Annotated in this window: 14 protein-coding genes; 6 read left to right on the plus strand and 8 right to left on the minus strand. The window is 45.6% G+C overall.

Translation table 11 applies throughout. From position 1 onward, the window contains the following. Positions 1–896: 896 nt before the first annotated feature. Positions 897–1,574 carry a hypothetical protein gene (locus ENN47_12655; GenBank protein ID HDP78998.1) on the minus strand — a complete coding sequence of 226 codons (678 nt, stop codon included), beginning with the start codon at positions 1,572–1,574 and terminating at the stop codon, positions 897–899. Positions 1,575–1,593: 19 nt separating this feature from the next. Beyond that, entirely contained in the window at positions 1,594–3,162 is a 1,569-nt protein-coding gene (locus ENN47_12660) for a hypothetical protein (GenBank protein ID HDP78999.1), read from the minus strand. Positions 3,163–3,312: 150 nt separating this feature from the next. Between ENN47_12660 and ENN47_12665 the strand changes: the two genes are divergently transcribed. From ENN47_12665 to ENN47_12680, 4 genes are all read left to right on the plus strand, one after another. Further along, positions 3,313–3,516 (plus strand): hypothetical protein, encoded by a 204-nt coding sequence (locus ENN47_12665; GenBank protein ID HDP79000.1) that lies wholly within the window; start codon positions 3,313–3,315, stop codon positions 3,514–3,516. Positions 3,517–4,038: 522 nt separating this feature from the next. Then, positions 4,039–5,202, plus strand: a complete 1,164-nt coding sequence (locus ENN47_12670; protein HDP79001.1) for an extracellular solute-binding protein — start codon at positions 4,039–4,041, stop codon at positions 5,200–5,202. Between the two features lie 58 nt (positions 5,203–5,260). Beyond that, positions 5,261–6,145 carry a sugar ABC transporter permease gene (locus ENN47_12675; protein ID HDP79002.1) on the plus strand — a complete coding sequence of 295 codons (885 nt, stop codon included), beginning with the start codon at positions 5,261–5,263 and terminating at the stop codon, positions 6,143–6,145. Next, positions 6,142–6,975 (plus strand): carbohydrate ABC transporter permease, encoded by an 834-nt coding sequence (locus ENN47_12680; GenBank protein HDP79003.1) that lies wholly within the window; start codon positions 6,142–6,144, stop codon positions 6,973–6,975. The genes ENN47_12675 and ENN47_12680 overlap by 4 nt, the downstream gene beginning before the upstream one ends. A 77-nt stretch (positions 6,976–7,052) precedes the next feature. Here ENN47_12680 and ENN47_12685 read toward each other — a convergent pair whose 3' ends face one another. The 6 genes from ENN47_12685 to ENN47_12710 form a co-directional block, all read right to left on the minus strand. Continuing rightward, positions 7,053–8,294, minus strand: coding sequence for a glycerate kinase (locus tag ENN47_12685; protein ID HDP79004.1), 1,242 nt, complete (start codon positions 8,292–8,294; stop codon positions 7,053–7,055). Between the two features lie 477 nt (positions 8,295–8,771). Continuing rightward, the gene (locus ENN47_12690; GenBank protein ID HDP79005.1) at positions 8,772–9,026 is read right to left on the minus strand and encodes a hypothetical protein; all 255 of its coding nucleotides are present in this window, start codon (positions 9,024–9,026) and stop codon (positions 8,772–8,774) included. Between the two features lie 161 nt (positions 9,027–9,187). Beyond that, positions 9,188–9,556 (minus strand): hypothetical protein, encoded by a 369-nt coding sequence (locus tag ENN47_12695; GenBank protein ID HDP79006.1) that lies wholly within the window; start codon positions 9,554–9,556, stop codon positions 9,188–9,190. Positions 9,557–9,684: 128 nt separating this feature from the next. Next, the gene (locus ENN47_12700) at positions 9,685–10,110 is read right to left on the minus strand and encodes a hypothetical protein (protein HDP79007.1); all 426 of its coding nucleotides are present in this window, start codon (positions 10,108–10,110) and stop codon (positions 9,685–9,687) included. 50 nt (positions 10,111–10,160) lie between these two features. Further along, on the minus strand, positions 10,161–10,619 hold the full coding sequence (locus ENN47_12705; protein HDP79008.1) for a hypothetical protein: 459 nt from the start codon (positions 10,617–10,619) through the stop codon (positions 10,161–10,163). Positions 10,620–10,714: 95 nt separating this feature from the next. Beyond that, complete coding sequence (locus ENN47_12710) at positions 10,715–12,274, minus strand: 4Fe-4S binding protein (protein ID HDP79009.1); 1,560 nt, start codon at positions 12,272–12,274, stop codon at positions 10,715–10,717. A gap of 115 nt (positions 12,275–12,389) precedes the next feature. Here ENN47_12710 and ENN47_12715 point away from each other — a divergent pair, with 115 nt between their 5' ends. Both ENN47_12715 and ENN47_12720 read left to right on the plus strand, forming a co-directional pair. Continuing rightward, positions 12,390–12,995: a deoxynucleoside kinase gene (locus ENN47_12715; GenBank protein HDP79010.1), complete on the plus strand. Its 606-nt coding sequence runs from the start codon at positions 12,390–12,392 to the stop codon at positions 12,993–12,995. A 259-nt stretch (positions 12,996–13,254) separates the two neighbouring features. Next, a complete protein-coding gene (locus ENN47_12720; GenBank protein ID HDP79011.1) occupies positions 13,255–14,022 on the plus strand; it encodes a transporter substrate-binding domain-containing protein in 768 nt (255 codons plus the stop codon). Positions 14,023–14,034: the final 12 nt, after the last annotated feature.

Raw genomic sequence — 14,034 nt, forward strand, 5'->3', positions numbered from 1 at the left:
ATGCTCTCGATACTGTCTGGTTCTTCATGAAGCCTTTTTATTAGCCCTTTCAAGAACTCCTCTTTGTTGAATAACTCACTCACTTCTTCACCTCCAAATCTTCCAAGAAAATCGTATCTCTTCGTCTGAATTTCTTCCGTAACAAATGTTACGCGCATACCATCTTCCAGCGTATCGTGAAGAGCGGACCTTAGAAATACTTATGGAAAGTGACGTTCATCAAAATAAAGAGAGTTATCACACCACTTAATGCATATCTGCAACATTTTTCACTTCATATATAGAAATAATCAAACCTCACAAGATGTATTTTGACTTTATGACTTGACATTTTCAATATTATTGAGTATAGTATAAACATAGACAAATACATTTGCGAAAAGGTGGGAATATTACTTGAATACTAAAGAAAAGATTGAAGTAAAAGCTAAGAACAGAAAACTTTTTGAAGAGAGTTGCACAAGATTGTACAGAGTAACTCTTGGTCTCTAGACAAACCGTCAGGACTAAAGCCTCATCCTCTGTAGCGGCCTCGTTACAATGAGCCGAGTCAGATACGAAACACCCGGAAAGAATTAGTGGTATCAGTTATTGAAGCATTGTTTCCGTGAAGGCACTAACAAACTGAAGAAATGCACTAGGCTGCATAGAAGTCACCCCGGAAGCTTCCAATGGAAGCACTTTCCTGCAACGGCCCCGAAAGGGGCCTTCTTTGTGCCTGGTTTCAAGGATTTCAGAATCCTTATTGAGCGATGACCGAGGATGATATGAGAGATCAGGCACTATTGGGCTTGTTTAGAGTTCTTTCTCCCTGAGGTGAATTATCCAACCCTAACTAAACTTCGCAAGAGATTTCGATTCTGTGAGATCGATCTTTTTCAAAGATCAGCATGATCTCACCACACATCACTTCCAGATTCTCTCTCACCGATTACTTTTGAGGCTGTCAACCAGGCAGTTCGTTCCAAGCCAATCGGAACCTTATTACGATAGTCGTGTTTTGACACGAACTCCTCGATTTCTTCCGAAAGTTGTCGATATTTCCTCTTCTGAATTTCAGTGAACCACTCTTGCGTTAATTGGTCGAGCTTTCTCAGAAGATATCTTGAATGATTGATGCAAAAAATTGACCCAGACTCTTCATAATTCTTCCTCACTTCAAGGCTATGGAAAAACCTGCTGAAGGCCGAGAGATAGATCTTTTCGGTCTGATTGGCAATTGAACAGAGAACACAGCTTCCAGGTCCCGGTATCCTTTTCGTCCGAAAGACTGGTTTTCTCCTTACTCTCAGCCAGGCAAGCTGCTCTATGAGTAGCTCACGAAAGACTATCGATACAGCCAGTGATCCGACATCTGATTTCTCTTTGGCAAGTTCAGTTATTCTTTTCAGATGGTCTGCACAGAAACCATCTCTTTTCATCTCGAGACGCGCCTTCTCGTTGTGAAGAAGATTCGAGAAGGCGCCTATCACCCATACATCTACAGATTTCTCCATTGAGCGACAAACGGAACACTCATTACTCTCCTTAAGAAGAGCGACGATTTCACTCTCAACAATGTTTTCGGCTTTCAATCAATCACCCATTCGGCACTCATCTTCCAAGCCTTAGCAGCCATGCGTCGGAGGGCCCCTGTATCTGACGTTTTATGTCGCGATCTGAGGAAGTGGTTGTTCCTATAACTATCAGCTCGCGCTTCTCAGTCTCTCTGACTCTCGCTGCCGTATCGTTTTTCGATCCGCCAAGAGTCGATTCCCATTCGAGATAACCATCAGGCCCCAGCTTAACAATCCAGAGATCTCGCATGCCTCTGTTCTCATGACTAATATCTCCGTCCGAGGACTCAGTGTAACCACAGATCGCAAATCCTCCATCTGCCGTCTGGATGATATCGAATCCTTCTTCATCCTCGCTCCCGCCGTATGTCCTGCTCCATTCGAGTTCACCGTCAAATGAGAACTTAAGTACCCAAAGATCCCTGCCTCCCTTGTTTTCATTGACGTCTCCTCCAGCGGATTCAGTGAAGCCGGCCGCTATGTACCCGTCACTCACTTCTCTTACCACGTTCGCTCTTTCATCGTTCTGGCCGCCTAGAAGATCCTGCCAGAGTATGTTGAGTTGCGGGTCGAGTTTCATTATCCACAGATCCTCTCCTGTCGACCTGTTGAGGGTGATCAGGTTTCCGTCAGACGACTTCGAATATCCACAGACTATATACCCACCCTCTTTGGTCTGCATTCCGTAAAGCAACTCATCGTCTCCAGATCCACCGTAAGCTCTTATAAGATCTGTAATTAGAGTGCCGTTAGAACTCATTATCGCCATCCAGCCGTCTTTCGATCCATGGTAGCCGCTGTCTACGAAATTGGAGTCGGAAGAAGTCGTCATTCCAGTCACAACAAGTTTCTCACCAATAGTGGTATTCACCGAATATACTATATCGTCTCCACTGCCACCCAAATATGTCTGCCATCTGAGCGACCCATCGTTGCTTGTCATGATTACATATCCATCCGTACCGCCGTGATATGGATAACCGCCGCCAGAATAGACTATATCGCTGGAAGTTGTCCATCCGACAGAAACGTAACCCCCCGTTATTCTTACCGTATCGAGAAGACTCTCGTCTTTGCTGCCTCCAAAGGACAGCTGAGGTTCAGTAGTATAGTTGCTGGACGCATACTGAAGGTAAGGGGTCCAAAAATCGCTGCCGCCCTTGTTTTCAAGAATCAAGGAGCTGTCTGTTGAGTTTGAAGTAACACCAATGACTATCTCGGAAGAGTTTTCGACTACCAATCCTTTTCCAAGCTCTTCTCCCGAACCCCCATAAGTAATTTCGTGAACCAGTCTGGGACTGTATATTGCCTTGATTGTGGAGTTGTCTTCAATCGTGACGGAGATTTCAGCAGCCTCTCTCAATTCATTGTTTACCAGCCAACCCTCGAAATCATAACCGGGAACTAACGGAGCCTTCACATTCACAGTCTGTCCCTTTCTAACTGAGAAGCTGTAAGGAAGATCCCTCTCTCTGTTTCCTACTTCAATCCTCTCGATCAAAGGAGTACAAGTTACCATTACGGAGAACCGCCTGAAAATGCACCCGGAAAGTGCAAGCACAAGGATCAAAGATATGACAAGGATCAGCATCCATCTCTTTTGCATTAGATCACCCCCGAAAATTGTTCCTTCATAATAAGTATTGTATAACGGATGCACAAAATATTACAAAAGCTGTGGCTTACAAATGATGGCTATTGCAATTTCCACCCTTTGTGATAACATAATTAACGACTAGAACAAGGTGGTGATAAGGTGGAAGGAGAAAGTTGCATCAACTATCATGAATGCCCAGTCGTGAAAGCTTACGAACAGGGCAAGATCGATGGAGAATGGATTAGAATGTATTGTGAAGGTAACTGGAAAGAATGCGCAAGATTTCAACTTGATGAGATAATCAGCTACTCAGTTGACTTCGTTCTTCCCGACGGCAGTGTGGAAGAGAGATTGAGCAGATAATTGCCTGAACTCGCAAGTGCATTGTTTAAGTTCCCGCAAGAAGGGTTCCAAGAAGCAAGTATCGCCTCTGATTGAATTAAATCACTCCTTTTAACCAGGAATGCAGTAATTGACTGAAATAAGAGCAATCCATAGAAAGCGTTGCGGTTCTTCGACATGACTTTTCTCTGCCTGAAATTCCTCGTGCTTTGCCTGTTACAATCTTCCAGCAGACCAAGAAGGATGATTACGTATTGAAAAGAATCCTCGGGGCAATCGATCCGAAAAACCTTTTCTGCAAATGTCCTGGTACGAAGAGACTAGAGATCTCGCCATCTCCTGGGAAGAACCGCGCCAATCTTCTTATTTACTAACATATTGATACATGTTGAACAAACTTGTACCGATGAAAGTCAAATCTTCTGAAGGACTAAGTGTAAAGAAACTCTAGAGATTTGCGCGCCCAAAACTCCAATTTTTGTCGCGGCAATGAGGGAATTGACTACTGAAAACAAATTATCCATTGAAAAGGGGGTATTTTCGATGAAGAAGCTTTTGGTGGCAGTTCTAATTCTCATCTCTGCAGTGCTTTTCGCCGGTACAGTTTCTGTAATCGGTCCTTGGTCGGGTGGTGAAATGGATGCTTTTATTCCTGTTCTTGAAGCATTCAAAGCCGAGACTGGAATTGATTACACCTACCAGACATACAGAGCAGAGGATCTGGCCAACGTCTTACCCGCTCAGTTTTCCGCTAAGAAATCTCCTGCAGACGTCATATTCATGTGGTCAAGTTTCATAACCAGCAATACAAAAAACATTGTGGAACTGACCGACGTGATCGATACAGACGCATATATTCCAGGCGCACTCGACAATGTCACTGCTGCAGATGGCGCTGTTTACGGAATTGCATACACCGCGAAAGTAAAACCGGGATTCTGGTACAGAAAATCATTCTTCGAGGCCAATGGCTTGACGGCGCCAGAAACCTGGGATGAGTTTTTGACTTTGCTCGAAAAAATTAAAGCAACACAAGGAGTCAAAAACGCCATAGCAAGTGGAAACGGAGTTGGATGGCCACTTTCTGACGTAACCGAACACTTCTTGATTGCCTTTGGTGGACCCGAGCTCCAGAAGGATCTTATTGAAGGCAACACATCCTGGAACAGCTATGCTGTTCGTAACGCAATTGGCAAATTGGTCTATCTAATCGAAAAAGGATACTTCAGTGAGCCGACTGAGTGGACAACCATTCTTGAACAATGGTGGAACGGAGATTACGGACTCTATTTCATGGGACAGTGGATTACAGGTATGGTAGACGATCCAGATGATTTGGCCGTCTTCAGCCTCCCGGGGAATCGTGGAATGGTCTTCAGTATCGACTATGCTTTTATCCCCGAATTCGCAGCCAACAAGACAGAAGCTCTGGAACTGGTGAAGTTCCTTTCTGGAGAGAAGGGACAGAGCATCCAGGTTTCACAGGGCGGTCATATCGCAACGGTTGAAGTCGATATGTCCAACTACCCGACGGTAGACAAGGAAATCGCGAAACTGACAGAAGGCGTTGAGACCTTGAACGATCTTGATGATTCAATTGGCGGCCTCTGGCAGACAGCCTTCTGGGATCAGCTGAAGTTGCTGTGGGTTAGACCTGAGAGACTTGATGACATTCTAATGGATCTTGAGCAAAAGATGCCCGAATAGCGGATTTCCTCTTGTGGGACCCGAAAGGGTCCCACTTCTTTCTTCGGGGGTGAGATGATTGGCTTTAAGAAAGGCAAAGTTAAAGCATTTCGGTTACTTCATCCTGCCGGCCTTGTTTCTTCTGGTCGTTTTTGTTTTATACCCTACGATAAACACAATATTCTTGAGTTTCGTGGATGAAGAAGGAAGTCTCTCTCTTTCTAACTATAAAGAGGTTTTCTTTAGTAGAGATATTCTGGATACCCGGGGCCTCGATAGAGGCTTCCCTTTTGGTTCACTAATTCACAATATTATGTGGATCGCAATTCATCTTCCCCTCACAACTATTGTCGGATTGTCTCTTGCAGTTCTACTGCGAGGTGTTAGGGGAGGAGGAATCGTCAAATCCATAATATTCCTCGGCATGGTAATGCCGATGATAGTTGGTGGAATAATGATCAGATTCATGTTTGAGGAGAGTGTGGGAGTTGTGAATCTAGTTCTCCAAACGTTTGGGCTGGAAGCAAAGACCTGGACTGCATATCCAGAGACGGCGCTGTTTTCGCTAATCTTTGGTTCGGTATGGTTGTGGACTGGATTTTCAATGATTCTCTATTCAGCCGGACTTGAGACCATACCGAACACTTATTATGAGGCAGCTCAAATAGATGGCGCTTCGAAAGCGAAAATGCTCTTCAAGATCACGATCCCTTTGCTGAAACCCATAACCGTTGTTGTCCTGACAATGACGCTTCTCTGGGAATTGAAGGTCTTCGATATCGTCTATATTGCAACTATGGGAGGTCCTGGTGGTTCATCGAACGTTCTTGCACTGCAAATGTATCTATACGGTTTTCGAGAATGGGACTTTGGAAAGTCGGCGGTTGTTGCAGTGCTAATCACGGCTTCCACCCTGCTTGCTGCAATTCCCATGATGAAGTCCGCAGGGGATGAGGCAGAATGAAGAGATCCCGGAAAGATACTCTGGTGAAGACAATCGTTGCATGGACCATCGCTCTTGTCTGGATTCTCCCGCTGATGGGTGTTGTGATGACAGCTATACGACCCTTCAGTGAAGTTATAAATGGCTGGTGGAAACTCGAACCTTTCAACGCGACTCTTTCCAATTTTTCTGGAGCGCTGAACCACCAAACAGCACCTTTGTATAAGGGCATGATAAACTCCTTGATTATCGCAATTCCTGCAACAATCGCTCCGTTGTTGCTTGCTACACTTGCAGGCTATGGAGTCTCCAGATACGGCTTCCCTTTGAGGAAAACGTTCATTCTTACGGTTGTGCTAACTCTGGCTCTTCCTCAACAGATGATTGCCATACCGATTTTCAGAATAATGAGCGGGCTGGGCCTTGTGGACACTTATTTTGGACTGATTCTGGTTCACACTGCATGGGGAGTACCATGGATAACCTTTTTCATGAGAAACTACTTCAAGACTCTTCCTGCAGACATGGAGGAGGCAGCGAGAATAGACGGAGCCGGGGATTTTGAAATCTTCTTTCGAGTTGTGCTTCCAAATGCATTTCCAGCCATCGCTTCGGCTTCCGCTCTTCAATTCACCTGGGTATGGAGCGATTTCTTCCTGGCACTAATACTTCTGTATTCACCCGGCAAATTACTGGCAACTCAGAGAATTCCGTTGATGCGCGGCGTTTACCACGTAGACTGGGGATTGCTTTCCGCAGCATCCTTAATGGTCATGATCGTTCCGATTCTAATCTATATCCTGTTGCAGAGGTATTATGTAAAAGGAATGGTAGGCTGGACAATCAAATAGCGATATGAAACCTCTGGGAGAAAGGAGTCTAGATAAGAGAGGAATCTCTTCCTTTGAACCAGATCATTATGGGTTAATCATTTGCAGAGGAGTACGATCAGATCGTTCACATTCGTGCCCGTAGGACCGGTTTTGACGAGATCCCCGGATTTCTCGAGAGCATGGTACGAATCGTTATCCAGCAGGAAGCGCTGAGGATCTATCCCCGCATCGATCATTCTCTGCATCGAGCTCCCGTCAACGATTGCCCCTGCGGCGTCGGTCGGCCCATCGGTGCCATCCGTTCCGACACAGGCAAGTAAAACATTCTGCATCCCATTGGCCGCGATTGAAAAGGCAAGAGCAAGTTCCTGACATCTACCACCTAGGCCTTCGCCTCTAACTTGTACTACGGTCTCACCACCGGCGATCAGAGCCGCCGGTCTCTTCACAGGCCTGTTGAACAGCTCTTCCCTCGCGATTGCTGCAAAAAATAGACCTGCATCTCTTGCCTCACAGTCGAGGGAAGTTGTGAGAATAGAGCTATTGTAACCAAGCTCTCTTGCAAATGTGACCCCAGACTCACAGGCCCTCTTAATGCTTCCAATAACTTCAGTCTGAACATTATGGAGTCGATCAGGAGTCTCGAGCCTGAGAGCTTCAAGTACCTCTCGTCTCGGCTTCAGCCCATACTTCTCTATAACGGCAATGGCCTCATCGCTTGTACTGCTGTCAGGATATGCGGGACCGGACGCTATTGAATCGAGTCGATCTCCCAACACATCTGAAAGCACCAGCGTGAATATCTGCGATGGAGCGACGAGCCTTGCAAATCGGCCTCCTTTAACAGCTGAAAGGTGCTTCCGGACTGTGTTGACTTCAACAATACTTGCGCCAGACCGGAAGAGCTTGTTGTTTATTTGAACTAGATCTTCGAAAGTGACGCCTTCAACGGGTTTCTCGAAAAGCGCCGATCCACCGCCTGAAATTAGAAATAGAAGCTTTTCGGGCCTTCTGGACTCTATGACTTTCAGCGCGTGCTCGGTGGCTGCAAGCGTCTTCATGTCGAGAATCGGATGGCCAGCCTCGAAAACCTCAATGCCTTCTATTTCACCCTGACTGTAGCCATACTTGGTGATGACTATTCCGCTTTCGATCTCCTGCCCGAGTTTCTCCTTCGCGGCCCTTGCCATTCTCCAGGCCGCCTTCCCGATAGCCAGCAGAAAGATCGGACCGGTAAGTCCCGCCTTCTCGAGAGCCTTCTTGACTGAAGTCTCTGGCTGAACTGCTTCTATAGATTTTTCGATTATGTACCTGGCGTCTTCTCTGATTTCTCTCATATCGATCCTCCTTACGGCCCCGAGTTGGTTGCTCATCATTACCCACATTATCTTTTCTGGAGCTCAATCATCCTGTTCCTTAGTTTCACAATGAGCTAGAATTTTCGTGTCTCTTCAGTCTATGCATTTCACTTCTCCCTCGCTTTTTAACCAGGAACGAAGAATCTGGACGCGTAGCATCGGAACTGAAAGCCACTTTTCTCTCTCTTGCGAGACCCTACACCCCACAACCCTAGACCCGGTTCTTCCTGGCTCTTGATCTTAAATCCCCGCTTGAGCGGGGGGGGACCGCTTGCGGTGGGGTGTGTGCTCTTTTAACAACGTTTAGAATAGGTTTGCCTGTTGGAAATTGAACGATATGTTCACTACTTCACGCTATTTGGTCTGAGATCAATATGAATGCTCCTACCAGCAACCAAGAACGAACATCGAGCAACCGCTCTCGGAGGACTATTTCAGAGCATCGGCTTTTCTCGTCTACAAAGACCTACACCCTCCGCCAGTACGTGGCCCTCCTCCCTCAAGGGAGGATTTAAGATCAGGATCATCAGGAGCAAAATACAAGTTCGCACATGAACCAGCATATTGGTGGAATTTAACTCTCTGACTTATGGGTAATGATGAGGAGTCGGTTGAGGGATCATCGTTAGCGAAAACACTGTCACTTTTTTTCTTCTGTAGCAAATTGGATATTCGAGGATTGAACCGACTTAAAGGAGGAACCGGCATCATACAAGACCTCTTGCGGACGGAAGAAGGAAAAGTGACGTACTCATCACCAGACTATCTTAGAAACCTATCGTAGATTCGACCTTTGAGACAGCGAGTATCTCACCTCTTAAATAAAGAAAAAGACGGTGCATGAACACCGTCTTTTCTCATCTCCAAATTACTTATAGAAGTATAGTCAAATTCAGATATGGTCCGGGAAGGAAGTTATAAAGCAAGCTGAGTCCCGCTGTTAGAACTATGCTATCGACTGGTCTCAGAACGAACTCCCATCCTCTGCCAAACACCGGGATGAAGAAAAGGAATTTGCCGTCAAAAGTGTACGCATTCAATTCATTTGGTGTCAGTGGCTTTTCATAGTACGTGCTGGCCTGGAACAGGTAGAAGTCCATTCCTTCGTAACCGGTTATGTTCCCTGCCAGATCGTAAACTACGTCTCCATAAAGGCCCTGGCCCAGAATGAAGTTCTTCGGCGCTGCAACGAAAATCGAAGCTACCAGAAGGACTGCCACAAGAATTAGGACTTTTTTCATTAAATTACCCCCTTTTAAGTAATGTTGAGCTATCCCTACCTAATGATTTTACACTTAATACCCATATCAAGTCAACGTGTTTTCATTCTCCATATGCAATTTTTGGCATACAGCGTGGCTGATAACAGTTAAGGTTCGAGCCATTCTTCTCCGTCGAACGAGTATCTCAAAAGGTCGATGCTGTCATCTCGAACTCTGTAATCCCAGACAGTGTGGAGGCTTCTGGCAGCTCCAGATAAGTAGTACTTTACATGAGCTTCGTACGAGTACATTCCCCACTCGATTTCTCTGTAATCGATGGAAACTATCTCCAGATGGTCCATCTTCTCTCCTTCTGGAAGGAGATTCTCCATTATGAAGAGAAAAGATGTCTCCTCAACGGTTGAAAATACTCTCTCCGGATCGAATTCTTCTACCCTGCCTCTTGAAGAAAGAAGCATCAGTATCACTGCAAGTACCAAAACTGCAACAAAAGTATACTTCGCCAGAACAGACTTGACTTCAGTGTACGCTTTCTCGTCTGCCTGATCTCTTTCTCTGCGGCTCTTATCCAGTTCACTCAAAACAATGACCCCTTTCGGGGTCAATTATACATAGTCGTTAATCAAAAAACTACCGCGATATTCAGTCTTACGGAACTCAAGACAGACGATAGAATCGCCGTAGGTGTCTTGAAGAAGAAGCCGAGAACGGTTAACGGGGAAGCCGAAACACCCGCTCCAACAAGCAGCGTCTGGTTATTCTGAAGAACTAAAGCATAATCAAATCCTGCCCCGATATAAGGCAATATCACAATATTAGTTCCGATTTCGTAGTAGAAGTTGATTTTCTGAAGTTCTAGCGGGCTAAAGTATGTCTTCCAAGTCCATCCAAGCCCGAGATTCGGACCGGTCCAACCGATAATATTTCCAAAGACATCCAGTTTTGCCTCTCCGTAAACGGGAGCATGCAGACCGGCTACTAGTGGTTTTCCATGAGACTTATCTGGCCAGACGATCAGGGGCTCAGAGAACATCGCAACAGCCAGCCCTAAAACAACCACAATCAACAACAGTTTCTTCATTTCTATCCCTCCTCATCAGTGCATGAACTCAACGGAGTTCTATTAAATTATACAACAAGAGGAGGCTCAACTAATAGGCTTTACGAGTGAACGCACTACTCCTCCGAAAGATACTCTTTTATATCGGATATTTCAATGTTGAATTTTGTTTTCAAGTCTTTCAACTGCGATGCCGCAGGCTCATCCTTTGGTATGCCGAAATGCTCGAGAAAAGCATCGAAATCCTGAACAACCGAACTGATTTCAGAAAGGCTTGTTGAACCCTTGATATCAATTGGAGTCGATTTACCGTGATCCTCTAATGGCGCCTCAATGGCAAGTGTGTCAACTGCGGATGATTCATTTGGCCATCTTCCACTGAAGAGATGTGTGAACAACCCGCTTGGCCCTTCCTTCATAACCTCAGAGACCGAATCCGATCCATTGAGACCGGAGGATTCCACGAGTGAGAGAATCTCGGCAAAATCTGCTTTGCTGTGCTCGGCCAACGAAGTGATAGGATCATTGTAATTCTCGACCAAGAGTGCAATGTGCTCTCTAGAAATGATTTCTTCTTCACCAGCAAAACCCAGAATTCCAGTTATATCTTTGATTTTCAATTCTACTGAAGCCGATTCGGGAATTCCCAGACTGTTGAAGAGCTGTTCTCTTGAGACGGAATAATTGTCGATTATCTCAGCAAAAGATGTTGAACCCTTGATATCTTCGGGAACAACGTAGACCCTTGCCTTTTCCGTCTCGAAAGCACCCACAAAAAGAGAAATCATTATCGGCAGCAGAAAAGCGAGGGCTGCAACGAGAATATAGATCCTTGCTGGAATCCCCTTCTTTCCAGTATCGCTTCTACTGAAGAATGTCCTTGTAGTGAGGGTTCCTTTGTCGTCCACTGGACAAACGGCAACGCACTTCAGGCATCTGTTGCATGCTGGACTTCTCACAACGGTCTCTTTCGAAACGTCTATGCCGACCGGGCATGCAAGATCACACAGGCCACAGTCAATACAGGTGGAAGGCCTTCTTCTAATTCTTATCAGGCTGAAGGAGTTGAATAAACCGGTAATCGCTCCCAACGGGCAAGCATAACGACAGAAAGGCCGTTCAACGAAGAAGGAAGCCCCGAGCGTAAGGATGACTGCAATATAGCCAGTAACAGCGATTTCGTCGGTCCATATGTTGAAAAGATTGTAATAGGGATCAAAATTGCTGAAGAGCAGAGTTGCCGTTCTAGCTGTCTGAATTATCACAAAGAGCAGCATCAAGTACTTGCCAAATTTCAGTATCTTGTCGAGAAGAACGGGGACTTTGTTGTAATGCGATCTAAGTACCCTCTTCCCCAGCTTTCCAACCCACTCTTGCACGCTTCCCAAAGGACAGATCCACCCGCAAAAAAAGGCCCCTGCCAGAATAAGCGAGGCAAACAATCCTCCCATGACAAAGAGGTTAGAAGGATGAATTTTCTGAATGTAGCTGCCATCGGTAAGTAGATTATACATTGTTACAACACCGCCGAATGGACAGACTGCATGAAGGCTTGCAGTCCCGGGTAGTTCAGCAATATGTTTTTCTGCAAGATAGTGGCCAACACTTATGTACAGAACAAGAACAAAAAAGATTACCTGGACTGCCAATCGTGTTTTCTGGTAGCGGTTTTTCACGGTCTCACTTCCTCTAGTAGATAATGTACTATTTGACGTGAGGAACCTTAGAGTTTCCTTAGAACGAACTAATGCTAAAATTGTCCCAGAATTAGATTTACAGGAGTGATGCGGATTGGGTAAGATAATAGTCTTTGCCGGCAATGTCGGTGCCGGCAAATCTACAATAGCAGGTGCAATAGCAGAAGGACTGGGCTATAAGATTCACTTCGAGTCGGTTTCCGATAATCCTTTCCTTGAAGACTTCTACTACGATCAGAAGCGATGGTCCTATCATCTCCAGACTTACTTTCTCTATCACAGGTACTGCTCCCTGAAGAGTGCCGAGGAGAATGAAAGTACTGTCTTTGATCGTTCAATTTACGAAGACAAAGAGATTTTCGCCCGAAACCTCTTCGAGACCGGAAAAATGTCCGACAGGGAATTCAAGGCGTATGTTACAATGTTCGACTCGATGATCGAGTATCTGAAGAAGCCGGATCTCCTGGTCTATATTGATGCCGATGTTGACACTATTCTGGCGAGAATAAGACGAAGGGGAAGACAAATGGAAACTGCGGTCCCTATTGCCTACTGGGAACAGTTGGACAAACTTTACTCCAGCTGGATAAAAGAGTACGATCTTTCGCCGGTCTACAAGATAGATGCGAGATCCGTCGATATTGTGATCAATCCGGAAAAGGCCCAACAAATTACGAATGAGATTATGAGAATTCTTTAGGACTGCATACCTTCTCTTAACACCTCTGCACAAAACGTTACTTGACATTTCATATCCAGTGCTGATACTATCGTTTATCAAAACACAACGAAGGTGATCTCTGTGAGAGTTAGTTTCATTCCATCGATAAGAACAAATAAGCTTCATCATCACAGACTGCGGCGCCCGGTTCCGGGAGGCGGCACTCTTTAGTCGTGCTCTCTCAGAATTCAACAGACCGGGCTTTTAGCCCGGTCTTTTTTTTTAATGGAGGTGTACTATGAAGAAGTTACTGGTGGTTGTGGTTTTACTCTGTATGACACTGGCATTTGGAAGTCTCATCGATGAAGTCAAGCAGAGAGGTGTATTGAGAGTCGGACAGGACGCAGGTTACATGCCCCTTTACGGAACAAACCCAGACGGTGATCGCATAGGGCTGGAAGTCGACCTTCTGAAGAAGATGGCTGAGATCCTCGATGTGAAGCTGGAATTTGTTGTTGTGAACTGGGACGGAATAATTCCCGCTCTCATGTCGAACAAATTCGACATCATCTGGTCGGCAATGACTATTACTCCGGAAAGGGCATTGAGAGTCAACTTTACAGATCCATACCTTACCGTGGGTCAGATAATTCTCTACAACACGAACAAGTATGAGCTTCCACCAACCGAAGAAGATTTGAATGATCCAGATGTCAAGATCGCGGTACAACTTGGATCGACCGGTGCAGAAGCGGCGAACAGACTTCTCTCCGAAGCTCAGATCTTTATGTTTGAGACAATCGACGAGGCAGCCTTCCAGGTCGCTTCGGGACGAGCCGACGCAATGATCTTCGACTCGATCTATGCAAGATTCATGGCCAAGAAATACGACCAGCTGGAAGTTACTGAAGACCTCCTCACCAGGGAGGACTTCGGAGTGGCAATCCCAAAGGGCGATTTCGAGACGCTCCAGTGGATGAATACTTTCATTCAGTGGATAAAAACAACGGGAACGCTCGAAGAACTCCAAGACTACTGGTTCGTAGAATACGAGCCCGAGTTCTAAGGACGGTTTTTA

The sequence above is a fragment of the Mesotoga infera genome (genome assembly GCA_011045915.1).
Lineage (GTDB): Bacteria > Thermotogota > Thermotogae > Petrotogales > Kosmotogaceae > Mesotoga > Mesotoga infera_D.